The organism is Streptomyces sp. NPDC098789, assembly GCF_044759975.1.
In the GTDB taxonomy this organism is placed as follows: domain Bacteria; phylum Actinomycetota; class Actinomycetes; order Streptomycetales; family Streptomycetaceae; genus Streptomyces.
In genome coordinates, this window is the sequence record NZ_JBIWAJ010000001.1 from 1 (window position 1) to 21192 (window position 21192).

Below are 21192 nucleotides of genomic sequence, written 5' to 3' on the forward strand. Positions count from 1 at the left end.
GGCGGCCCGCCCGGGGGCCGGCCCGGCCCCGCGCCCCAACCGCCGGCGAGGCTGGAATGGCTCCGGCCGAAGGCACCTCCCAGCGACAGCCGGGGGAAGTCCGAGGCGGCGTGCCGACCCCGGCCCAATCAAGCCCCGCCGGCGTTTGAGGCGCGGGGTTCCGGGGCGGAGCCCCGGACGAGGCTGGGTGGGCCGCAGTCACCCCCGCAACGACCGCCCGAAGCCGGAACCCAACGGCATGCGCAACCCCAACGGCGGCGGAGCCGCCAACGCATCCGTCACCGGCCGCGAATACCGCCCCGAACACACCGTCCCGAGGACGAAGTCCACGGTCAGCGCGACCACTTCCGCCTGATGCTCCCGCAGCCCGTGCCCGTCGGAGTGCACCTCGAACCGACATGTGGCCCGGTTCGTCTTCTTCGCCCGAGCCGCCAGCCGGAACGACGACTCCGGGTCGCTGCGCGCGTCGTCGGTGCCGTGCACGATCAGGACCTGCCGCCCCGACAGCTGCTTCACCGGTTCCGGATCCGCCCCCGCCTCCGGCAGACAAGGCGCCAGCGCGACCACGCAGTTGACGGCTTCGTGCCCGGCCGCGGCCAGCGCCGCCCGGCCGCCCGCGTCATAGCCGACGAGGCACACGGGTACGTCGCCGTAGCGCCGTAACGCCTCCTCCACGGCCCACCGCGCCGCTTCCCGACGCCCGTCCGCACCGTGCTGGACGGTGTGCGTGACCAGCCCCTGCGTCCCGCCCCCGCGGGCCAGCGCCCGCGCGAGCGGCCGCAGTGGACCGGGGAAGAGTCTGGACGCCCCGGGGAGCAGGAGCACCACACCATTGACCGTCGAGCCCGAGCCGTTCGCGCCGGCCGCCCGCCCCAGGCGGGCCCCGCGCGCCGGCGGCGCATGCTGTGCCATGGCGGAACAGTCTCAGACCCACAGGTGTACGCCACCCGTCCGCACGGTCACTGTTACGTATCGACCCTGGCCGCCTGCCCCGCGCTCTACGCGCGTAGGAGCTAGAGTGCCCAGATGACGAGCGAGACCCCCAACCTGCCCACCCCAGATCAGATCCGCCGCTCCCCGAAGGTGCTGCTCCACGACCACCTCGACGGTGGACTGCGCCCCGGGACCATCATCGAGCTGGCGCACAAGGTCGGCTACGAGAACCTTCCCGAGACGGACGCCGACAAGCTGGGCGTCTGGTTCCGCGAAGCCGCCGACTCCGGCTCCCTGCCGCGCTACCTGGAGACGTTCGCGCACACCTGCGCCGTCATGCAGACGAAGGAGGCCCTCTTCCGGGTCGCTTCCGAGTGCGCCCAGGACCTCGCCGAGGACGGCGTCGTGTACGCCGAGATCCGTTACGCCCCCGAGCAGCACCTCGAAGCCGGTCTGACCCTCGAAGAGGTCGTCGAAGTGGTCAACGACGGCTTCCGCGAGGGCGAGCGCCGCGCGCGCTCCAACGGCCACCGGATCCGCATCGGCGCCCTGCTCACGGCGATGCGCCACGCGGCCCGCGCGCTGGAGATCGCCGAGCTGGCGAACCGCTACCGCGACAACGGCGTGGTCGGCTTCGACATCGCGGGCGCCGAGGCCGGGTTCCCTCCCACCCGCCACCTCGACGCCTTCGAGTACCTCAAGCGCGAGAACAACCACTTCACCATCCACGCGGGCGAGGCCTTCGGTCTGCCGTCGATCTGGCAGGCCCTGCAGTGGTGCGGCGCGGACCGCCTCGGTCACGGCGTGAAGATCATCGACGACATCGAGGTCGCCGCCGACGGCTCGGTCACGCTGGGCCGGCTGGCCTCGTACGTCCGGGACAAGCGCATCCCCCTGGAGATGTGCCCGAGCTCGAACCTGCAGACGGGCGCGGCGCTCTCCTACGCCGAGCACCCGATCGGGCTGCTGCGCAAGCTGCACTTCCGGCTCACGGTCAACACCGACAACCGGCTGATGAGCGGCACGAGCATGAGCCGGGAGTTCGAGCACCTGGTCGACACCTTCGGGTACTCGCTCGACGACATGCAGTGGTTCACGGTCAATGCGATGAAGTCCGCGTTCATTCCTTTCGATGAACGACTGGCGATGATCAACGACGTGATCAAGCCCGGTTATGCGGAGCTGAAGTCGGAGTGGCTGTTCCAGCAGACCGCTTCGACCAGCGGTTCTGTCTCGGCGTAGGCCATGGCATGACGTACTGAAAGCGCCCGGGAGGAGCAATTCCCGGGCGCTTTCTCATATTTAAGGATGTTTGCAGGAGGGGGTTCGAAGTGACTAGTTTGCGGAGCCGCTCAATTCCCTGCCGCAAGGACGATTCTTCATGAAGCAGTCAGCAGCCAAGACCCTCGGTGTCGCCGTCATCGGTGCCGCCTTCGCCGCGGCCGCCGCCGGTACCGCCTCCGCCGCCGTGCCCGCGATCGGCGTCGCCGACGCGCTCGGTACCGTGACCGCCGCCGCCCAGGGCGTGACCAGCCAGCAGAAGGTCGCCCCGGGCGAGGAGGCCCAGTCCGGGCAGAGCGACCCGGCGGAGGCCCTCAAGCCGGTCACCGGCCTTCTCGGCGGCCTGCCGACCAGCAACCTTCCCGGCGGCCTCGGCGGCTGACCCGCCGCACGCGAAATCGCACACGGATCCGCACGTACACACGCGGGGCGCACGCCTCTTCGAGGAGGTGTGCGCCCCGCTGTGGCATGTGCCACGATCACCCCGAACTGCCCATCCACGCACGGGGTATGAGGTCGAGGACATGCGCATGAAGGCACGAGCCGTCGCGGTCGCGTCACTGGCCCCCCTGCTCCTGAGCGCCGCCGCCGGATGCATGTCCGCGGGCGGCCCGGCAGCCGACAAGGGGCCCGACCCGAAGGGTTCCGCGGCGACCGGAGGAGCCTCCGGCGCCCCCGGTTCCGCGAGCGCGCCCGCGGGCGCCTCCGCCGCGCCGCGCACCGGCACCGTGCTGGAGAAGTCCGCCCTGGAACAGGGCGACGTCGTCGGCTACCAGATCTCGGCCCAGGGCAAGAACCCCAACGCCCCCGACGGCCAGCCGCAGGCCGACAAGAAGGCCTGCCAGCCCCTCGCCGACGTCATGGGCGACAAGCCGGACCCGGCCGCTCGCGAAACGGTGAACCGGGGCGTCGGCTCCCAGACCCAGGCGGGCCTCGCCATCTCCGACTCGGTCAGCGCCTACGGCGAGAGCGACGCGAAGCAGCTCATGGCCCGGCTCAAGGCGGCCGTCGCCGCCTGCGGCGCGGGGTTCAACGCCACGATCCAGAAGCAGACCGGCAGCTACCGCGAGGTCAAACCCGTCGCCTACCAGGCCGGGGGCGACGACAGCGTGAGCTGGACGGTCGTCGCAGCCGCCCAGGGTGTCTCGGCCCACGTCCACCTGGTCCTCGTACGCCAGGGCTCGACGATCGTGCGGCTGATGGCGCTCAACGTCGCGGACGCCCAGCGCAAGGCGGAAGTGCCGCACGACCTCACGGACAAGCAGGTCCAGAAGGTCAAGCGGACCGTCCGCTGACGGCGCCTACCAGGTGCCGGACCCGGCGCCGCTCTTCTCGTTCGGCAGGACCACCCACAGGGCCAGGTAGATCAGGAACTGCGGGCCGGGCAGGAGGCAGGAGACGACGAAGATGAGACGCATCGTGTTGGCGGAAAGCCCGAAGCGTCGCGCCAGACCGGCACAGACTCCGCCGATCCATCGTCCGTCACGGGGGCGGGCAAGGGCGCTCATGGTGTCTCCTTCGTAGGGATCGCTTTCTTGCGATGCCTCAATACTCCCGCTGAATCGCCGACAGGACCTCGGTCCAGGGGCCGATACCGACCCTGGCAACTCTCGGGGTAGGCCCCTGAGAACGCACCGGAGAAGGCTCGGGGGAAGCGGGCCGCGACGCGACCCGCTTCCCGGAGCGCCGCAGCCGGGCGCGCAGGGCCGGTACGACGGCCAGGTGCGCCAGCGCCACACCCACCACGTTCAGCAACACCGAGTCGACGTCGACCACCCGGCCCGGCACCGCGGTCTGGAGCATCCCGATGCTCACGGAGACGAGCGCCCCCGCCGCGACGGTCCGGGTCATCGAGGCCCACGCGGCCAGCGGCGACGGCGCGAGCCGCCCGCTGACCAGCGGCAGGAGCACCCCGAGCGGTGCGAGCAGCACCAGCGACGAGCCGATCCGCTGCGCCGCCTCCAGCGGCCCGGCGGCCAGGTCGGCTCTGATCCCGGCGAAGGGGGTCAGATTGGCGGAGGCGGCCCATGGCACGTCCAGGGGTCGCAGGGTCACCCAGGCGACGAGCAGGAGGTGGGCGGCCAGCAGACCGCCGCCCACGAGCCGGAGCCGGAGTTGAATGGCGGCGCTGCCGCCGGCTTCATGACGCTGCACACCTGCGAAGACGCACCAGCCGGTAGCCGCGGTTCCGGCCGGTTCAGCGTGTGGCGAGGAGCACGATGAGAGCGACCGCTCCGATGGCCGCGGGCGCGATGATCTCGTACGACCAACGCACCCGCACGCTGCCCTGCGCCCCGGCGCGCGAAGCCCCGCGCTCGGCCAGCTCCGTCAGCTCGTGCACGGCCTTGTCCGCCCCGGCCGGCACCGCGTCCTTGGCGCCGGCCCCGGCGCCCTGGGCGCGCCCGGCCCGCCGGTTCGCCTTCTTCCGCTCGCGCAGCGAGACCGGAATGGACCACAGCTGGTACTTGTCCCCCTCGGCCAGCGCCTCCGCCGAGAACCCGGCGCGCACCGCGTCCACGGCGGCCCAGGGCAGCTCGATGGTGCGGAAGGGGTTCCGCACGCGCATCCGGTTGTCGTTCGCGAAGACCGCGGGCCGCAGCGTGAACGCGACGATCAGCGGCACCGCGCACAGCAACACCGCCCCGGCGATCCAAGGCGCCGACCCGGCCCCCCGCACCAGCGCGTCCCCGCACAACCAAGCGACCAGCGCCAGCATCAGCACGCCGGTCACCATGGCCATGGGGGAGCGATAGACCCGGTCGTCATAGACCGGCTCGTCGGCAGCAGGGGGCACGGGGCTCGTCATGCCCCCGATTCTGCCGCACGCCGACTGCGGCGGCGGTCGGGGCGGGCGGCGGCTCCGGCGGGGCGGGGTCGGGGTGGGGGCGGCTTTGCTGTGGTGGGCGGTGGCTTTGGTGGGGCGGGGTCGGGGTGTGCGGCTTTGTTGCGGTTGGCGGGTGCTTCGGGTGGGGCGGGGTCGGTGGGGTTCCGGGGGCTGCCCGTCAGTTCCACTGTCTCTCCGGGGTGGGCCGGGCCCTCAAGGGCGCTCCCTGCGGTCGCGTCGCTGCGCGATGGCCTGCGGCCACCCTTGACCGCCCGTCCCACCCCGGAAAGCCAAGAACTGTCGGGCCGCCCCCGGGGGAAGGCAGGGGGGACCTGACCGTGTGCGACTGGATTCCGGACACCGAGGGATGGGCTCCGAGTGCGGCCCCGCCGCGCCCTCCGGGCGAACGGAAACAGACGAAAGGCGACAAGCACGCGCTCAGATCGCTACGCGCTTCTCCGAGAGAAGCGTCAGCGGGCTGATTTGGGCTGGTGAGGGCTGGTGGAGGTTGGTGGGGGCTGCATAGGGGCTGGTGGGGGGCTGATGAGGGCTGTTGGGTGCCGGCCGGGGGCTGCTCGGGGTGGGAACTCGGCGAGGCCGAGCAATGGGCGGGTCTGAGGCCGTCCGCCCCACGGACGTGGGCTCCAAATGCCAACAAAAGGGGCATCTTGGAGGGGTGTGGAGTCCCCACCGCCTCCTGACCCGACTCCTGCTCGGTGGGGCCGAGCATCCACCCTCCCGCACCACTCACCACCCCCCCCACCAGCCCAAATCAGCCCGCTGACGCTTCTCTCGGAGAAGCGCGTAGCGATCTGAGGGCGTTCTTGTCGCTTGTGGCTTGTGGTCGTTGTCTTGTCGCCCGGAGGGCGCGGCAAGGCCGCACTCGGAGCGGCTGCCTCATTGCTCGGAATCCAGTCGCACAGGGTCAGGTCCCCCATGCCTTCCCCCGGGGGCCGCCCGACAGTTCTTGGCTTTCCGTGGGGACGGGGGCTGTCAAGGGTGGCCGCAGGCCATCGCGCAGCGACGCGACCGCAGGGAGCGCCCTTGACAGGTCACGGCCCCACGGAGAGACAGTTGAACTGACGGGCAGCCCCCGGAACCTCCCCGACCCCGCCCCACCCGAAGCACCCGCCCACCGCGGCGAAGCCGCGCCACCCCCGTTTCGCCCACCGCGGCGAAGCCGCGCCCACCACCGCCCCACCCCCACGGCATAGCCGCCCCCCTCACGCCCCCCGCGGTAGCGGGTAGGACGTCGTTGCGGCGCTCGCCGGGTTCGTGACCGTCAGGGCCGGGGTGGGGGTGTTCGCCTTGGTGAGGGTGAGGTGGAGACCGCTGAGGGTGGCGGTGGGGTGCTCGCGATCCAGCTTGGCCATCACGCGGACCAAGTAGGGGTCACCGGGCTTCCAGCCGGGGCCCACGTACCGGATCCAGGCTTCGGGTCCCTCCGCCTTGTTGCGCAGCACCGCGACCAGGCCCTCGCCGATGTAGACCGGAGTCCCCTCGTACCGGCCGTCGCCCGACGCGCTGCTCGTACCCGCACCCGTGATCACGCTCGTACCCACCACCGTCGGGGTGCCCGGCGCACCCGGGGCGGCCAAGGCCGCCGTTGCGGCGGGGGCGAGCAGGGCTCCGGCCAGGGCGGCAGTGGCGAGGGAAGTGCGCAGGGGGTGACGCATGACGACTCCTCGGGCAGCTGGAGCGGTCGGGCGGTGTGGGCGCCCGAACCGTGTGGAGCGCAACGACAGCGTCCGCCCGGGGAGCCCTTCCCGCAACCGCCCGCACGGTCCGTAGTCATCCCGGACCAGTCACGTGACCACTCGCGTATCCGCTCACGTGACCACTCCCTCTCAGACCGATATCGGGTGGTTATGGGGGAGGGGGTGACAGGCCGCTACGCGCGTAGATATGCTCATCTGGTGACCATGCCCACCACACTCCCCGCATTCGCTGACGTGACGACGTCCGACAGCGCGCTGCGCCGCTTCCTGCACGGGCTGCCCGGCGTCGACGCCGTCGGCCTGGAAGCGCGCGCCGCAGCTCTCGGTACCCGTTCGATCAAGACGACGGCCAAGGCGTTCGCCATCGATCTGGCCATCTCGATGATCGACCTGACCACGCTTGAGGGCGCGGACACCCCGGGCAAGGTCCGGGCGCTCTGCGCCAAGGGCGCGAACCCCGACCCGACCGACCGGACCGCCCCGCGCACGGCCGCCATCTGCGTCTATCCCGACATGGCCGGGATCGCGCACGAGGCGCTCGCCGGGACCGGGATCAAGGTGGCCTCCGTGGCGACGGCGTTCCCCGCCGGCCGCGCCGCCCTGCCCGTCAAGCTCGCGGACACCCGTGACGCCGTCGCCGCGGGCGCGGACGAGATCGACATGGTCATCGACCGTGGCGCCTTCCTCGCGGGCCGCTACCTCGACACCTTCGAGCTGATCAAGGCCGTCAAGGAAGCCTGCGTCCGCCCCGACGGGGCGGCCGCCCGCCTCAAGGTCATCTTCGAGACCGGCGAGCTGTCGACCTACGACAACATCCGCCGCGCCTCCTGGATCGGCATGATGGCCGGCGCCGACTTCATCAAGACCTCCACCGGCAAGGTGGGCGTGAACGCCACCCCCGCCAACACGCTGCTGATGCTGGAGGCCGTACGCGACTTCCGCGCGCAGACCGGCGTGCAGATCGGCGTGAAGCCCGCGGGCGGCATCCGTACGACCAAGGACGCGCTCAAGTTCCTGGTCCTGGTCAACGAGACCGTGGGCGAGGACTGGCTGGACAACCACTGGTTCCGCTTCGGCGCCTCCAGCCTGCTCAACGACCTGTTGATGCAGCGCCAGAAGCTGAGCACCGGCCGTTACTCCGGTCCCGACTACGTGACGGTGGACTGATCACCATGGCATCCCTTTTCGAGTACGCACCGGCTCCCGAGTCCCGCTCGGTCGTCGACATCGCGCCGTCCTACGGCCTCTTCATCGACGGAGAGTTCGCCGACGCCGCCGACGGCAAGGTCTTCAAGACCATCTCGCCGAGCAGCGAGGAAGTGCTGGCCGAGGTCGCCCAGGCGGGCGCCGCCGATGTCGACCGCGCCGTGAAGGCCGCCCGCAAGGCCTTCGAGAAGTGGTCCGCGCTGCCCGGCTCGGAGCGCGCCAAGTACCTCTTCCGGATCGCCCGGATCATCCAGGAGCGCAGCCGCGAGCTGGCCGTCCTGGAGACCCTGGACAACGGCAAGCCGATCAAGGAGACCCGCGACGCGGACCTCCCGCTGGTCGCCGCGCACTTCTTCTACTACGCGGGCTGGGCCGACAAGCTCGACCACGCGGGCTACGGCGCGAACCCGCGCCCGCTCGGCGTGGCCGGCCAGGTCATCCCGTGGAACTTCCCCCTGCTCATGCTGGCGTGGAAGATCGCCCCGGCGCTGGCGACCGGTAACACCGTCGTCCTGAAGCCGGCGGAGACCACCCCGCTCTCGGCCCTGTTCTTCGCGGACATCTGCCGCCAGGCGGGCCTGCCCAAGGGCGTCGTCAACATCCTCACCGGTTACGGCGACGCGGGCGCGGCCCTCGTCGAGCACCCGGACGTCAACAAGGTCGCCTTCACCGGCTCCACCGCCGTCGGCAAGGCCATCGCGCGCCAGGTCGCCGGTACGGACAAGAAGGTCACCCTGGAGCTGGGCGGCAAGGGCGCCAACATCGTCTTCGACGACGCCCCCATCGACCAGGCTGTCGAGGGCATCGTCACCGGCATCTTCTTCAACCAGGGCCAGGTCTGCTGCGCGGGCTCGCGCCTGCTGGTGCAGGAGTCGATCCAGGACGAGCTGCTCGACGCGCTCAAGCGCCGCCTCTCCACGCTGCGCCTCGGCGACCCGCTCGACAAGAACACCGACATCGGCGCGATCAACTCCGCGGCCCAGCTGGCCCGGATCACCGCGCTCGCCGAGACCGGCGAGGCCGAGGGCGCCGAGCGCTGGTCTCCGGCGTGCGAGATGCCGTCCGCCGGTTACTGGTTCGCCCCGACGCTGTTCACCAACGTCACCCAGGCGCACACGATCGCCCGCGACGAGGTCTTCGGCCCGGTCCTGTCGGTGCTGTCCTTCCGTACTCCGGACGAGGCGGTCGCCAAGGCGAACAACAGCCAGTACGGCCTCTCGGCCGGCATCTGGACGGAGAAGGGCTCCCGCATCCTCGCGGTCGCGAACAAGCTCCGCGCGGGTGTCGTCTGGGCCAACACGTTCAACAAGTTCGACCCGACCTCGCCCTTCGGCGGCTACAAGGAGTCGGGCTTCGGCCGCGAAGGTGGCCGTCACGGCCTGGAGGGTTACCTCGATGTCTGAGTCGTCGTCGGCGCGTCTGAGCGTCTTCAAGACCTACAAGCTGTACGTCGGGGGGAAGTTCCCCCGCTCCGAGAGCGGCCGGGTGTACGAGGTGTCCGCGAAAACATCAGGTGGGGGCAAGGGCAAGTGGCTGGCCAACGCTCCGCTGTCCTCCCGCAAGGACGCCCGTGACGCGGTCGTCGCCGCCCGCAAGGCGTTCGGTGGCTGGTCGGGAGCGACCGCCTACAACCGGGGCCAGATCCTCTACCGCGTCGCCGAGATGCTGGAGGGCCGCAAGGACCAGTTCGTCCGCGAGGTCGGCGAGGCCGAGGGCCTGTCCAAGTCCAAGGCGGCCGCCGTCGTGGACGCGGCCATCGACCGCTGGGTCTGGTACGCGGGCTGGACCGACAAGATCGCGCAGCTCGTGGGCGGGGCGAACCCGGTCGCGGGGCCGTTCTTCAACCTCTCCACCCCGGAGCCGACGGGCGTCGTCACCGTCGTCGCCCCGCAGGACTCGTCCTTCCTGGGCCTGGTCTCGGTGATCGCCCCGGCGATCGCGACGGGCAACACCGTCGTCGTGATCGCGAGCGAGAAGGCCCCGCTGCCGGCCCTCTCCCTGGGCGAGGTGCTGGCCACCTCCGACCTGCCCGGCGGAGTGGTCAACATCCTGTCCGGCAAGGCCGCCGAGATGGGTCCGCACCTGGCCTCGCACCAGGACGTCAACGCGATCGACCTGGCCGGCGCCGACGAGGCGCTGGCCAAGGAGCTGGAGATCGCGGCCGCGGACAACCTCAAGCGCGTGCTGCGCCGGTCGTCCACGGACGACTGGACCGCCGACCCGGGGACGAAGCGGATGACCGCGTTCCTGGAGACGAAGACGGTCTGGCACCCCACGGGCTCCCTGGGCGCTTCAGGCTCCGCCTACTAGCCCCTACGACGCCCCACCGACGCCCCGCGAGCCCCCACAGGGGGCCGCCGGGGCCGTACGGGCCCCCGAACCGGCCCCGACAGCGACCCCCGTGCTGTCGGGGCCTTCCCGTGTCCGGCCTCCCCGTGTGTGTCCGGGCGGGCGGCTTCGCGCCTACTTCACCGCGCCCGGGAGCAGCGGCCCGAGCAGCGAGGAGGCCGCCGCCGTGGGGAGTTCGCCGACCTTGGCGCCCTTGGTCACGCTGTCGGTGACCATGTTCGTGCCGACCGAAGGGAAGTCCGCGACCTTCGTGGCGATGCCGTTGTTCAGCGGGTCCACACCGGTGTTGGCCAGCGGGTTGACCTGGAGGTTCTTGATCGGGTTGGCGACCCCGGCCAGCGCGGCCGGGACGTCCAGCTCACCCGCCTGGGCCCCGCCGGTGGCCAGGGCGAGGGCCGCACCGGCCATCGTGAGGGTGAGCCCTGCGCTGCGCAGGGCCGACGAGGAGGCTGCGTGACGTGCCATGGATGTCCACCTGAGGTCGGGTCTGTGGTCGTAGTCGCGTGCGCACGCAGCGTAGTTGAAGTGTGATCCTGGATACCAACCGGCCACCGGGAGGACCCCCTGCGCGGGTTAATGGTTCACAATTGTGTTCCGTGAGCTGCTCCTCCCCCTCCCCGACCCGAGTCGTCCTGCTGACCGGTCCGTCGGGCTCCGGAAAATCCTCGCTGGCCGCGCGCTCGGGGCTGCCCGTGCTGCGTCTCGACGACTTCTACAAAGAGGGCGACGACCCCAGCCTGCCGCTGGTCGACGGCAGCTCCGACATCGACTGGGACTCGCCGCTGTCGTGGGACGCGGACGCCGCGGTCGCCGCCGTCGCGGAGCTCTGCGCGGGCGGTCGTACCGAAGTGCCGGTCTACGACATCTCCACCAGCTCGCGGACCGGGGCCGAGACCCTGGACATAGCGCGCACCCCGCTGTTCATCGCGGAGGGCATCTTCGCCGCGGACATCGTGGCGCGGTGTCAGGAGCTGGGGCTGCTGGCCGACGCGATCTGTCTGCGCGGCCGGCCCTCCACCACGTTCCGGCGGCGCCTCGCGCGCGATCTGCGGGAGGGCCGGAAGTCGGTGCCGTTCCTGCTGCGCAGGGGCTGGCGGCTGATGCGGGCCGAGCGCGGGATCGTCGCGCGGCACACCGCACTGGGCGCGCACGCCTGCGCCCGTGACGAGGCCCTCGGTCGACTGGCCGCCGCCGCGGCCGGGCGCCACCGCACGACGCGCCCCACAGCGGCGGCGTAAATACGTACGTGGCCGTTACGACGTGGCCGTTACGACGTGGCCGTCACGACGTAGCCGTCACGACCACGGCGGCACGACAAAAAACGAGCGGGATCACGCGGACCCCCGGCCGCCTGATCCCGCTCGTCCCCCCTCCATGGCCGCCGTCCCACCCCCGTAGGACGGTCCCCCCGGCCGTGTGGTCTCCGTGGCGTTACGCCACCAGCTCCTCGAAGGACTCCGCCTCGTCGGCGCCGAAGCTCAGGGCCTGGTCCTCGCGCAGGCGGCGCAGGGAGCGCCAGATGCTCGACTTGACCGTGCCGACGCTGATGTCCAGGATCTCGGCGATCTCCGGGTCCGTGCGGCCCTCGTAGTAGCGCAGCACCAGCATCGTGCGCTGCGGCTCCGGGAGCCGGGTCAGGGCCTGCCACAGGACCGCGCGCAGCTCCGTGCCGCGCATCGCGTCCGTGTCGGAGGCCGTCTCCGGCAGTTCCTCGGTCGGGTACTCGTTCAGCTTCCGGCGGCGCCAGGCGCTGATGTGCAGGTTGGTCATGGTGCGGCGCAGGTAGCCGCCGACGGCCGCCTTGTCGCTGATCCGGTCCCAGGCGCGGTAGGTGGAGAAGAGCGCGCTCTGGAGCAGGTCCTCCGCCTCGTGGCGGTCACCGGTGAGGTGGAAGGCGGTCGCGTAGAGCGAGGCCCGGCGGGCTTCGACGTACGCCGTGAACTCGGCTTCCGCCGAAAGGGACGGCTCGGGTGCGGCCGCGGGGGCCACGGAGGGGGCGGTGTAGGTCTGTGCGTCGATGGCTACCGTGTGCGCCGGCCGCTGTCGGGCGACGGTGACCGGACGGACACCCGCCCGTCGGTTCACATCGTGCAGCCGCGTGACAACCGCGCTGGTCGTGGTGCCGTACAGCGTGTTCATCTCGCGCCCCCCGTCGTGGAGTGTGTCTGCTTCGGTTCTTCGTCCTGTGCGTTGGTAGAAGCCTGCCCCGGTGAGATAACCGGGGTGTCCTTCGACTGTCACAGGCCTGTCACAGGCACCTGTGGACGGAGCTCCTTGCAGGAGTTCGCCGCACGACGGTCGTACGCCCGACGGTCGATGGGACAGAATGAGCCCGTGCCTTTCCTGTTGCTGATCGAGGACGACGACGCCATCCGCACGGCCCTCGAACTCTCCCTGTCACGCCAGGGCCACCGTGTGGCCACCGCGGCGACGGGTGAGGACGGCCTGAAACTGCTGCGAGAGCAGCGGCCGGATCTGATCGTGCTGGATGTGATGCTGCCCGGGATCGACGGTTTCGAGGTGTGCCGCCGGATCCGGCGCACCGACCAGCTGCCGATCATCCTGCTGACCGCGCGCAACGACGACATCGATGTCGTCGTCGGCCTGGAGTCGGGGGCCGACGACTACGTCGTCAAACCCGTCCAGGGCCGGGTGCTCGACGCCCGGATCCGGGCCGTGCTGCGCCGTGGCGAGCGCGAGGCCACCGATTCGGCGGTCTTCGGCTCGCTGGTGATCGACCGCGCCGCCATGACCGTGACCAAGAACGGCGAGGACCTCCAGCTCACGCCGACCGAGCTGCGCCTGCTGCTGGAGCTGAGCCGGCGGCCCGGTCAGGCGCTCTCGCGCCAGCAGCTGCTGCGGCTGGTCTGGGAGCACGACTACCTCGGCGACTCGCGCCTGGTCGACGCGTGCGTCCAGCGGCTGCGCGCCAAGGTGGAGGAGATCCCCTCCTCGCCGACGCTCATCCGTACCGTGCGCGGCGTCGGCTACCGCCTGGACTCCCCGCAGTGATCCGTGCGGCTGCGGAGTCGCTGCTCGCGCGACGGCGCTGGACGAGCCTGCGCCTGCGGCTGCTCCTGGTCTTCGCGCTGGTCGCGCTGACGGCGGCGGTCTCGGCTTCGGGGATCGCGTACTGGCTCAACCGCGAGGCGGTCCTCACGCGTACCCAGGACGCGGCGCTCGGCGACTTCCGGCAGGAGATGCAGAACCGGGCGGCGGCGCTGCCCGCCGACCCCTCGCAGGAGGAGCTCCAGCGCACCGCCGAGTTGATGGCGGGCAGCAGCCCCGGCTACAGCGTGCTGCTGGTGCGCGAGGGCAAGGACGGGCGCAAGATCTTCGGGACCGCGGGTACCGACTCCTTCGGGCTGGACGACGTACCCAAGTCCCTCCAGCAGGCCGTCAACGACCGGCAGAAGACCACCTCGGCCAACAGTGCCGAGTACCACATGTACTGGCAGCGCACGAAGCCGCGCGGCAACCCGTACCTGGTCGGCGGGACGCGGATCGTGGGCGGCGGGCCGACCGGCTACATGTACAAGTCGCTCGCCCAGGAGCGGGACGACCTGAACGCGCTCGCCTGGTCGCTGTGCATCGCGACCGGGCTCGCCCTGCTGGGCTCGGCGCTGCTCGCGCAGGCGGCGGCCCGGACCGTGCTCAAGCCCGTGCAGCGGCTCGGGGACGCGGCGCGCAAGCTCGGCGAGGGGGAGCTGGACACGCGGCTGGAGGTGTCCGGGACGGACGAACTGGCCGACCTGTCGCACACCTTCAACAAGACGGCCGAGGCGCTGGAGAAGAAGGTCGCCGACATGAGCGCGCGGGAGGAGTCGAGCCGGCGCTTCGTCGCCGACATGTCCCACGAACTGCGCACCCCGCTGACGGCGTTGACGGCGGTCGCCGAGATCCTCGAAGAGGAGGCCGACACGCTGGACCCGATGATCGCACCGGCGGTCGGGCTGGTCGTGAGCGAGACCCGCCGGCTCAACGAGCTGGTCGAGAACCTCATGGAGGTCACCCGCTTCGACGCGGGAACGGCCCGGTTGGTGCTCGACGACGTCGACGTCGCCGACCAGGTCACGGCCTGCATCGACGCGCGGGCCTGGCTGGACGCGGTGGAACTGGACGCGGAGCGCGGCATCATGGCGCGCCTCGACCCGCGCCGCCTCGACGTGATCCTCGCGAACCTGATCGGCAACGCCCTCAAGCACGGCGGTTCGCCGGTGCGTGTCTCGGTACGGGTCTCGGATCCCGCGGAGGACGCCGAGGGCGTGTCGTGGCTGGTCATCGAGGTCAAGGACAACGGGCCCGGGATCCCCGAGGAGGTGCTGCCGCACGTCTTCGACCGCTTCTACAAGGCGAGCGCCTCCCGGCCGCGATCGGACGGCAGCGGCTTGGGCCTGTCCATCGCGGTGGAGAACGCCCACATCCAGGGCGGTGAGATCACCGCCGCCAACGGGGACGGCGGCGGTGCGGTGTTCACGCTGAAGCTGCCGGTGGACCTGGGCGGCGGGGCGGGCGGATGAGCCGGGTGGGCCGAACGAGCCGGGTGAACCAGACGAGCCGGCCGAGCCGGACGAACCAGATGGGCCGGATGAACCGCATGAACCGCATGAGGCGGATGCGCAACGGGCTGCTCTTCGGCGCTGCCGCCGCGGGATTGTTGGCCGGTACGGTCGGCTGCGGCATCCGGGCCACGACGGTCCCGGTCGACGTCGGGGCGGCTCCCTCGCGGGTGTCCTGCGACACGCCCGCCCAGCCGGGCGCGGACCCGCAGGGGTTCCGGGCCAGCGTGCAACTGCTCTGCGGATCGCAGCTGGTGGGCGTGGAACGGGTGGTGCCGCTGCCGGAGAAGAGCACGGCGCGCGACCCGCTGGCCCTGGTCGCCCAGGCGCTGCTGGAGGCGCTGGAGCGGCCGCCGTCGGGGCAGGAGGCGGACGCGGGGTTCAGCACCGGCGTGCCGCAGAACCTGTCGGCCGGTGCGCCGCGGCCCGGCGACCCCGAGGGCACGCTGCGGCTGAGCCGCAAGCCGGAGGACCTGACCCCGATCGCCCTGTCCCAGATCGTCTGCACGCTGGCCGGCAGCGAGGCGACGGGCCTGGGCTCGGGCCCGGTGGTCCTGGGCGGCCCGGACGCGGACCCGCCGCGGACCTGGGAGTGCACGGACGCGGTCCGCGCCCGCCCGGAGTCGATCCCGACCCTGGGCGACGTGGTCAGACCGAGCGGCAGCCCGAGCGCGAGCAGCCCGATGCAGAGCCCTTCTTGACGCCGCGCTCGCAGTCATCGAGCCGCCCGGCGAGGGTACCGGTACCGGTACCGGTACCGGTGGGGGAGCACTTCCGTGTCCCGTTCCACTCGCCTTAACCTCGTGCCGTGGACGACGAACACAGGGCAACCGATGCCTTCAAGAACCGGTGCGCGAATGCGGCGCTGACGCTGGAATCCTGCGTCAGCTACTCCATCGACCGCATCTCGTTGGACGAGGCCAACGAGGACCGCAAGGACAACACGCTGGACGTGTGGCTGCGCGAGGGACCGTGGAAGCCCGATGTAGTGATCTCGCTGTCGAATCTCCACTCGGTCCGCCCGTGGAGTCCCGGACTCGGCGGCTCCTTCATCGACGAGATGTCCCTCGTCCACCTGCCGAAGCTGCCGTCGCCCTGGCCCGCAGAGGCGGTCGGCCGACTGGATCGCTCCGAGGACCTGCCCGAACTGGTCTGGCTGAAGATCACCGGGCCGCTCGAAGTCGACGCCGTGGCTTCGATCGTGACCGTCTACCAGGCCCAGAGCGATGACGCGGCCTCCGTGCTCCGGTGACAGCCTGAATCCGCTTGTCGTCAGCGGACCACGGGCCCCCGCCCCGCCCGCCAGTCGTCGATGCGCTTGCGGATGCTGGCCACCATCGGGAGGTCGTCGATGGCGTCCGGTGCGCACCACGCCACCTCGAACGACTCGTCGGACGTCCGGAGCGTGCCCCCGGTGGGACGGGCGAGCAGGCAGATCGAGAACTCCTGCCGCACCTCGCCGTCGTCGTACGCGAAGACGTGGCCGGGGTCGGTGTACGTCCCGACGATGCCCGTGACCTCGACCGTCACGCCCGTCTCCTCAAGGGTCTCCCGGACCGCGCAGTCGCCGATGGACTCCCCGAGCTCCATCTTCCCGCCCGGCAGGGCCCACATCCCGTTGTCCGTGCGGCGCTGCAACAGCACCCGCCCCTCGCCGTCGACCACGACCGCCGAAGCGGCCGGCACCAGACTGTTCGCCCGCGGGGCGTCGGGGTCGTCCTCGTAATCACGCCTGGCCACCGCCGGTGCCCTCCCTGATGTCGCGCCCTCGGCTCCACAGTTCTTCGACGTGGTCGGCGAACCGGTCGAACATGCCGTCCGCCTGCCTGCGTCGTAGATGCATCATCGGTGAATCGTGTCCGACTCTGCGGGCGAGGATCGGTGTGACGATCATTTGATCGTCGAACTGGAAGACGGACAGGTTGACATGGCCCGTCTCGAAGCGCCCCTCGATGTTGCTCACATCGCGCAGCCGCTCCAACTCCTTCAACGTTACGGCGATGCGGGTGGAGAGCGTCAACGGTACGTCCTCCTCGGCTTCGCGCGCCGCGGTGACGGAACTCTTTGGGTCCCCGACCAGGAACCTAACCCTGCATCCACTCTGCGCCTTTCGGCGGAGAGCGCCCGAAAAATTGGCCTGTTCAAGCCACAGGAAGTAGTTGGTGTACCCGGCGAAGACGAGATCTCGTCGGGCCTGCGTCACGAGAGACCGCCACAGACTTGCCGGTGCGGCCGAGCGGTAGGGGAAGACCTGGACGATCTCTCTGTCCGGTCCTGTGGTGAGTGCCGATCGGATGGCGTTGGGCCACAAGGCGGCCTCCTCCTCGCTTAATGCCTCGCAAGCTGCCCACCGATGGCGGGCATGGGGGATGCGGCTCGACTCGGTGATCCACCGACCAACCGTCTTTGCGTCGACGCCACAGGCTTCTGCGAGCTGCTTTTCGGTCATGTTGGCATTCGCCATCGCGCGACGCAGTGCCTGATTCACAGTTCGCCTCCGTGGGCCGTCGAGGACGGGACGAACGGTAGGGGCTAGACGTCCCAAACGTCCTGCAAACGCGGTAGCAACGTTCTGACGGGGGACGGAACATCGGTGCGTACCCGCCTGACTGCATTGAGTAGCTACGTGGGGGCGGGAGTTGACCCCGATCGCGGAGACCAAGGAGATCACCCGTGTGTAGTCAGACAACCGTGGCCACGTCATGAACGGTCCCCGAGCGTGGATCGGCGACCTCGTCGAGGACGAAGACGGTCAGCTGGCCGTCGTCACCGACGTGGCTGCGGGCACGGTGTGGGTGCTGCGCTCCGCCGACGCGCTCTTGGCGCCGCAGTGGGTGACCACCGACCCGGACAGCCTGGCCGTCGTCCAGAGGCGTGCCGATCGCCTGCGTCGCCACCCTCCGGTGGTCAGTACGTCGGGACGGCGGCTGTGATCCGGGGCTTGGGCGCCCGGGAAGCGCGCGTGCTGATGACCGTGCGGGTGTCCAGGGATTCGGGTCGGAGCTGGGGGCGTGCGTCCGAGGTGCGTGAGGGGGACTCGGTGGTCATCCTGTCGGACCCGGGCCGATATCCGCCGTGTGAGTGCCCGCGGTGTGTGGGGCAGCGCTCGGTAGCGGCGCGGTCGCTACTTCCCGCCTCGCGAACGTCCTGAACGATCAACACAAGTCAAAGGAGACTGCGATGGGTTGGGGAACGGGAAAGGGTGGCGGCGGTGGTGACGGCAAGCACGCGGGGAAAAAGGATCCCGGCACGGCCAAGCCGTCGTCGGACACCGAGAAGCCGAAGCCGGACCCGAAGCACAAGGAAAAGTAGGCCGCGGGAATGACACTGATCGGAGCAGCGGAGCGGGCCGCCATGCGCGGCCTGCTCGACTCGGTGAACGAGAGTCTCGGGGCCCCGCCGGCCCCCGTGTGGGAAGCCGCGTACTGGGCCGTGCCCCGGCACGCCTTTCTGCCCGAGACGGTCTGGTTGGGCGATGACCTGGCGGAGTGCTCGCGGGAGGCCGCGCCGGAAACCTGGCTGCGTCATGCGTACGCGGACACGCCTGTGGTCACCCAGGTCAACGACGGGCGGCCCGCGGAACCTGAGGATCGCTGGGCCTCCTCTTCCGCCTCGGCTCCCTCCATCGTCTTCCGCATGCTCGACATGCTGGACGTGACCGCTGGGCAGAGCGTCCTGGAGATCGGCACCGGTACGGGGTGGAACGCGGGCCTGCTCGCGCAGCGCCTGGCGCCGGAGCGCGTCACCACGATCGAGGTGGATCCGGAGCTGTCCGCTCGGGCTGCGGTGCGCCTCGGGAGCGTGGGGCTGGAGCCGCGGGTGATCTGTGGTGACGGTGCCTTCGGGTACGAGGAGGGCGGCCGATACGACCGGGTGATCGCCACGTGCTCGGTGCGATCGATTCCGCCGGCCTGGATCGCACAGACGAAGCCGGGTGGCGTGATCCTGGCGCCGTGGGAGTCGCCGTGGTTCTGCTACGGGCTCGTGCGGTTGACCGTGGACGGCTACGGCGGCGCCTCGGGCACCTTCTCACCGCACTCGGCATTCATGCTGATGCGCGGGCAGCGTACGGACCTGAGGATCTATCGGGACGTACTGCGCGACGAGCACGTTCCGGCGGAGTCGTCCACGCGGCTGTCCCCGTGGGCGGTCTCCGGGGACGACTGGGCGGCGCAGTTCGCGGTCGGTCTCCAGCTCGGCGACGTCTGGCGGACCTGGCATGACAACCCCGACGTCAGGGGCGTGGCCTCACGCCTGTGGCTGGCCACGACGGATGCGAGATCGTGGGCGGCGGTGGACTGGGACGGGAAGAGATCTGACCGTTTCACCGTGTGGGAACACGGACCCCGACGCCTGTGGGAGTCGGTGGAGGCGGGCTACGTCTGGTGGCGCGACGCGGGCCGCCCAGGACCGGAGCGGTTCGGGCTGACGGTCACCGCCGAGGGCGCGCACGTGCCATGGCTCGACACTTCGGACAACCCCGTACCCGACCTGACCTGACACCCGTACGTCCCTCCGGACGCCGACGGCCCCCCGAGCGAGAGGTGCTCGGGGGGCCGCAGACCGACGGACGGAGTCCGGCGCAGCGGGCCGAAGCCCGCGGAGCGGTGCGAGGTGCGCGTGGAGATCAGATGCCCGCAGCCGCCGCCAGGTCCTTCTTGATCGCGTCCAGGACCTGCTGGCCGCGGGTGCGGGCCGGGGTCAGGTCCGGGGCGTCCGCGACCGGGACGACGACCTCCAGGTAGCACTTGAGCTTGGGCTCGGTGCCGGAGGGGCGGACGATCACGCGGGCCTTGTAGGCGCCGTCCAGGTGGTAGCGCAGGCCGTCGGTGGGCGGCAGCGACGCCGTGCCCTCGTTCAGGTCCTCCGCCGAGACCACCCGCAGGCCCGCCAGCGAGACCGGCGGGTTCGCGCGCAGCGCCGCCATCGCCGAGGCGATGACCGACAGGTCCTCGACCCGGACCGACAGCTGGTCGGTGGCGTGCAGGCCGTGGGCCATCGCCAGGTCGTCCAGCAGGTCGGTCAGGGTGCGGCCCTGCTCCTTGAGCACGGAGGCCAGCTCGGCCACCAGCAGGGCGGCGGTCACGCCGTCCTTGTCGCGGACGCCCTCGGGGTCCACGCAGTAGCCCAGCGCTTCCTCGTACCCGTAGCGCAGGCCCTCGACCCGGGCGATCCACTTGAAGCCCGTGAGGGTCTCCTCGTAGGGCAGGCCCGCGGCCTCGGCGATCCGGCCCAGGAGCGAGGACGAGACGATCGATTCCGCGAAGGTGCCGCGCGCGCCCTTGGCCACCAGGTGCGCCGCCAGCAGGGCGCCGACCTCGTCGCCGCGCAGCATCCGCCAGCCCGACGCCGAGGCGTCGTCCGGGACGGCCACGGCGCAGCGGTCCGCGTCCGGGTCGTTCGCGATCACGATGTCCGGGTTCGCCCGGGCGGCCGTGGCGAAGGACAGGTCCATCGCCCCCGGCTCCTCCGGGTTGGGGAAGGCCACCGTCGGGAAGGCCGGGTCCGGCTCGGCCTGCTCGGCGACGAGCACCGGCGCCGGGAAGCCGTGCCGGGCGAAGGCCGCCAGGACGACGTCCTTGCCGACGCCGTGCATGGCCGTGTAGACGGTCCGCACGGTCCGCGGCGACCCAGGGGTCAGGACCGCGTCCGTACGCGCCAGGTAGGCCTCCAGGACCTCGTCACCGAGGTCCTCCCAGCCGCTGTCCGGACGCGGTACGTCGGCCAGCGCGCCGATCGCGTCGATCTCGGCCGCGATCTCCACGTCCGCCGGGGACACGATCTGGGAGCCGTCGCCGAGGTAGACCTTGTAGCCGTTGTCCCGGGGAGGGTTGTGGCTCGCGGTCACCTCGACACCGGCGACGGCGCCCAGGTGCCTTATGGCGTACGCCAGGACCGGCGTCGGCAGCGGTCGGGGCAGGACGGCCGCGCGCAGACCGGCACCGGTCATCACGGCGGCGGTGTCCCGCGCGAAGTCCGCCGACTTGTAGCGCGCGTCGTAGCCGACGACCACCAGGCCGCCCGCGTGTCCCTGCGCCTTCAGGTAGGCCGCGAGGCCCGCCGCGGCGCGGATGACCACGTTGCGGTTCATCCGCATCGGGCCCGCGCCCAGCTCGCCGCGGAGCCCGGCCGTGCCGAACTGGAGCAGGCCGGAGAACCGGTCCGCCAGCTCGTCCAGATCCCGCTTCTCGATGAGCCCGGCCAGCTCCTCGGCGGTCTCCGGGTCCGGGTCCTCCGCGAGCCAGGCCTGCGCCCGGCCGATCAGGTCGTCCTGTTCCTGCACTGCTTCCGCCTTACCTCTCGTAACCTCGCGTACCGCCGG

The 21192-nt window shown here is 71.1% G+C and carries 24 protein-coding genes; 14 read left to right on the plus strand and 10 right to left on the minus strand.

Going from position 1 to position 21192, the window contains the following annotated elements; all coding sequences use genetic code 11:
* Positions 1–198 precede the first annotated feature (198 nt).
* Positions 199–912 (minus strand): alpha/beta hydrolase, encoded by a 714-nt coding sequence (locus ACIQWR_RS00005; RefSeq protein WP_404003580.1) that lies wholly within the window; start codon positions 910–912, stop codon positions 199–201.
* A 114-nt stretch (positions 913–1026) separates the two neighbouring features.
* On the opposite strand from ACIQWR_RS00005, the gene ACIQWR_RS00010 reads away from it, so the two are divergent.
* The 3 genes from ACIQWR_RS00010 (at position 1027) to ACIQWR_RS00020 (ending at position 3509) form a co-directional block, all read left to right on the plus strand.
* Entirely contained in the window at positions 1027–2175 is a 1149-nt protein-coding gene (locus tag ACIQWR_RS00010; RefSeq protein ID WP_404003582.1) for an adenosine deaminase, read from the plus strand.
* A 139-nt stretch (positions 2176–2314) separates the two neighbouring features.
* On the plus strand, positions 2315–2596 hold the full coding sequence (locus ACIQWR_RS00015; RefSeq protein ID WP_404003584.1) for a hypothetical protein: 282 nt from the start codon (positions 2315–2317) through the stop codon (positions 2594–2596).
* A 148-nt stretch (positions 2597–2744) separates the two neighbouring features.
* Complete coding sequence (locus tag ACIQWR_RS00020; protein ID WP_404003586.1) at positions 2745–3509, plus strand: hypothetical protein; 765 nt, start codon at positions 2745–2747, stop codon at positions 3507–3509.
* Between the two features lie 6 nt (positions 3510–3515).
* On the opposite strand, the gene ACIQWR_RS00025 is transcribed toward ACIQWR_RS00020, so the two are convergent.
* The 4 genes from ACIQWR_RS00025 to ACIQWR_RS00040 all read right to left on the minus strand — a co-directional run bounded on the left by ACIQWR_RS00025 (position 3516) and on the right by ACIQWR_RS00040 (position 6714).
* The gene (locus ACIQWR_RS00025) at positions 3516–3722 is read right to left on the minus strand and encodes a PspC domain-containing protein (RefSeq protein WP_404003587.1); all 207 of its coding nucleotides are present in this window, start codon (positions 3720–3722) and stop codon (positions 3516–3518) included.
* 37 nt (positions 3723–3759) lie between these two features.
* Entirely contained in the window at positions 3760–4368 is a 609-nt protein-coding gene (locus ACIQWR_RS00030; RefSeq protein ID WP_404003589.1) for a VanZ family protein, read from the minus strand.
* A 43-nt stretch (positions 4369–4411) separates the two neighbouring features.
* On the minus strand, positions 4412–5020 hold the full coding sequence (locus tag ACIQWR_RS00035) for a PH domain-containing protein (RefSeq protein WP_404003592.1): 609 nt from the start codon (positions 5018–5020) through the stop codon (positions 4412–4414).
* A 1241-nt stretch (positions 5021–6261) separates the two neighbouring features.
* Complete coding sequence (locus tag ACIQWR_RS00040) at positions 6262–6714, minus strand: hypothetical protein (protein ID WP_404003594.1); 453 nt, start codon at positions 6712–6714, stop codon at positions 6262–6264.
* A 246-nt stretch (positions 6715–6960) separates the two neighbouring features.
* Between ACIQWR_RS00040 and deoC the strand changes: the two genes are divergently transcribed.
* The 3 genes from deoC to ACIQWR_RS00055 are packed head-to-tail and all read left to right on the plus strand — an operon-like array spanning position 6961 to position 10272.
* Positions 6961–7923, plus strand: a complete 963-nt coding sequence (gene deoC, locus ACIQWR_RS00045) for a deoxyribose-phosphate aldolase (protein WP_404003597.1) — start codon at positions 6961–6963, stop codon at positions 7921–7923.
* Between the two features lie 5 nt (positions 7924–7928).
* Positions 7929–9365 carry an aldehyde dehydrogenase family protein gene (locus ACIQWR_RS00050; RefSeq protein WP_404003600.1) on the plus strand — a complete coding sequence of 479 codons (1437 nt, stop codon included), beginning with the start codon at positions 7929–7931 and terminating at the stop codon, positions 9363–9365.
* Complete coding sequence (locus ACIQWR_RS00055; protein WP_404003603.1) at positions 9358–10272, plus strand: aldehyde dehydrogenase family protein; 915 nt, start codon at positions 9358–9360, stop codon at positions 10270–10272. The genes ACIQWR_RS00050 and ACIQWR_RS00055 overlap by 8 nt, the downstream gene beginning before the upstream one ends.
* Positions 10273–10425: 153 nt before the next feature.
* Here ACIQWR_RS00055 and ACIQWR_RS00060 read toward each other — a convergent pair whose 3' ends face one another.
* Complete coding sequence (locus ACIQWR_RS00060; protein WP_404003606.1) at positions 10426–10776, minus strand: hypothetical protein; 351 nt, start codon at positions 10774–10776, stop codon at positions 10426–10428.
* 65 nt (positions 10777–10841) lie between these two features.
* Between ACIQWR_RS00060 and ACIQWR_RS00065 the strand changes: the two genes are divergently transcribed.
* Entirely contained in the window at positions 10842–11549 is a 708-nt protein-coding gene (locus tag ACIQWR_RS00065; RefSeq protein WP_404004996.1) for a uridine kinase, read from the plus strand.
* A gap of 193 nt (positions 11550–11742) precedes the next feature.
* Here the strand turns inward: ACIQWR_RS00065 and ACIQWR_RS00070 are convergent, their stop codons facing one another.
* Complete coding sequence (locus tag ACIQWR_RS00070) at positions 11743–12450, minus strand: SigE family RNA polymerase sigma factor (protein ID WP_399259657.1); 708 nt, start codon at positions 12448–12450, stop codon at positions 11743–11745.
* Between the two features lie 195 nt (positions 12451–12645).
* Between ACIQWR_RS00070 and afsQ1 the strand changes: the two genes are divergently transcribed.
* The 4 genes from afsQ1 (at position 12646) to ACIQWR_RS00090 (ending at position 16122) form a co-directional block, all read left to right on the plus strand.
* On the plus strand, positions 12646–13323 hold the full coding sequence (gene afsQ1, locus ACIQWR_RS00075; RefSeq protein ID WP_283460500.1) for a two-component system response regulator AfsQ1: 678 nt from the start codon (positions 12646–12648) through the stop codon (positions 13321–13323).
* Positions 13320–14831 carry a sensor histidine kinase gene (locus ACIQWR_RS00080; protein WP_404003610.1) on the plus strand — a complete coding sequence of 504 codons (1512 nt, stop codon included), beginning with the start codon at positions 13320–13322 and terminating at the stop codon, positions 14829–14831. The genes afsQ1 and ACIQWR_RS00080 overlap by 4 nt, the downstream gene beginning before the upstream one ends.
* A 77-nt stretch (positions 14832–14908) precedes the next feature.
* Entirely contained in the window at positions 14909–15571 is a 663-nt protein-coding gene (locus ACIQWR_RS00085) for a hypothetical protein (protein WP_404003613.1), read from the plus strand.
* Between the two features lie 107 nt (positions 15572–15678).
* Complete coding sequence (locus ACIQWR_RS00090; protein WP_404003616.1) at positions 15679–16122, plus strand: hypothetical protein; 444 nt, start codon at positions 15679–15681, stop codon at positions 16120–16122.
* Positions 16123–16142: 20 nt separating this feature from the next.
* On the opposite strand, the gene ACIQWR_RS00095 is transcribed toward ACIQWR_RS00090, so the two are convergent.
* Together ACIQWR_RS00095 and ACIQWR_RS00100 are read right to left on the minus strand one after the other, a co-directional pair.
* A complete protein-coding gene (locus ACIQWR_RS00095) occupies positions 16143–16610 on the minus strand; it encodes an NUDIX hydrolase (protein WP_404003618.1) in 468 nt (155 codons plus the stop codon).
* Positions 16597–17358, minus strand: a complete 762-nt coding sequence (locus ACIQWR_RS00100; RefSeq protein WP_404003621.1) for a DUF5919 domain-containing protein — start codon at positions 17356–17358, stop codon at positions 16597–16599. Before ACIQWR_RS00100 ends, ACIQWR_RS00095 begins: the two co-directional genes overlap by 14 nt.
* A 214-nt stretch (positions 17359–17572) precedes the next feature.
* Between ACIQWR_RS00100 and ACIQWR_RS00105 the strand changes: the two genes are divergently transcribed.
* The 3 genes from ACIQWR_RS00105 to ACIQWR_RS00115 all read left to right on the plus strand — a co-directional run bounded on the left by ACIQWR_RS00105 (position 17573) and on the right by ACIQWR_RS00115 (position 19370).
* Positions 17573–17803, plus strand: a complete 231-nt coding sequence (locus tag ACIQWR_RS00105) for a hypothetical protein (protein ID WP_404003624.1) — start codon at positions 17573–17575, stop codon at positions 17801–17803.
* A gap of 247 nt (positions 17804–18050) precedes the next feature.
* A complete protein-coding gene (locus ACIQWR_RS00110) occupies positions 18051–18182 on the plus strand; it encodes a hypothetical protein (RefSeq protein WP_404003626.1) in 132 nt (43 codons plus the stop codon).
* A 9-nt stretch (positions 18183–18191) separates the two neighbouring features.
* Positions 18192–19370 carry a methyltransferase domain-containing protein gene (locus tag ACIQWR_RS00115; RefSeq protein ID WP_404003628.1) on the plus strand — a complete coding sequence of 393 codons (1179 nt, stop codon included), beginning with the start codon at positions 18192–18194 and terminating at the stop codon, positions 19368–19370.
* Positions 19371–19497: 127 nt separating this feature from the next.
* Here the strand turns inward: ACIQWR_RS00115 and ACIQWR_RS00120 are convergent, their stop codons facing one another.
* Positions 19498–21153 (minus strand): phospho-sugar mutase, encoded by a 1656-nt coding sequence (locus ACIQWR_RS00120; RefSeq protein ID WP_404003630.1) that lies wholly within the window; start codon positions 21151–21153, stop codon positions 19498–19500.
* Positions 21154–21192 lie beyond the last annotated feature (39 nt).

Bases quoted from the DNA above. Each gene is read 5' to 3' on its own strand.
- ACIQWR_RS00005 (WP_404003580.1), bottom strand. From the start codon at position 912: ATGGCACAGCATGCGCCGCCGGCGCGCGGGGCCCGCCTGGGGCGGGCG.
- ACIQWR_RS00010 (WP_404003582.1), top strand. From the start codon at position 1,027: ATGACGAGCGAGACCCCCAACCTGCCCACCCCAGATCAGATCCGCCGC.
- ACIQWR_RS00015 (WP_404003584.1), top strand. From the start codon at position 2,315: ATGAAGCAGTCAGCAGCCAAGACCCTCGGTGTCGCCGTCATCGGTGCC.
- ACIQWR_RS00020 (WP_404003586.1), top strand. From the start codon at position 2,745: ATGAAGGCACGAGCCGTCGCGGTCGCGTCACTGGCCCCCCTGCTCCTG.
- ACIQWR_RS00025 (WP_404003587.1), bottom strand. From the start codon at position 3,722: ATGAGCGCCCTTGCCCGCCCCCGTGACGGACGATGGATCGGCGGAGTC.
- ACIQWR_RS00035 (WP_404003592.1), bottom strand. From the start codon at position 5,020: ATGACGAGCCCCGTGCCCCCTGCTGCCGACGAGCCGGTCTATGACGAC.
- ACIQWR_RS00040 (WP_404003594.1), bottom strand. From the start codon at position 6,714: ATGCGTCACCCCCTGCGCACTTCCCTCGCCACTGCCGCCCTGGCCGGA.
- deoC (WP_404003597.1), top strand. From the start codon at position 6,961: ATGCCCACCACACTCCCCGCATTCGCTGACGTGACGACGTCCGACAGC.
- ACIQWR_RS00050 (WP_404003600.1), top strand. From the start codon at position 7,929: ATGGCATCCCTTTTCGAGTACGCACCGGCTCCCGAGTCCCGCTCGGTC.
- ACIQWR_RS00055 (WP_404003603.1), top strand. From the start codon at position 9,358: ATGTCTGAGTCGTCGTCGGCGCGTCTGAGCGTCTTCAAGACCTACAAG.
- ACIQWR_RS00060 (WP_404003606.1), bottom strand. From the start codon at position 10,776: ATGGCACGTCACGCAGCCTCCTCGTCGGCCCTGCGCAGCGCAGGGCTC.
- ACIQWR_RS00070 (WP_399259657.1), bottom strand. From the start codon at position 12,450: ATGAACACGCTGTACGGCACCACGACCAGCGCGGTTGTCACGCGGCTG.
- ACIQWR_RS00085 (WP_404003613.1), top strand. From the start codon at position 14,909: ATGAACCGCATGAGGCGGATGCGCAACGGGCTGCTCTTCGGCGCTGCC.
- ACIQWR_RS00105 (WP_404003624.1), top strand. From the start codon at position 17,573: ATGAACGGTCCCCGAGCGTGGATCGGCGACCTCGTCGAGGACGAAGAC.
- ACIQWR_RS00110 (WP_404003626.1), top strand. From the start codon at position 18,051: ATGGGTTGGGGAACGGGAAAGGGTGGCGGCGGTGGTGACGGCAAGCAC.
- ACIQWR_RS00115 (WP_404003628.1), top strand. From the start codon at position 18,192: ATGACACTGATCGGAGCAGCGGAGCGGGCCGCCATGCGCGGCCTGCTC.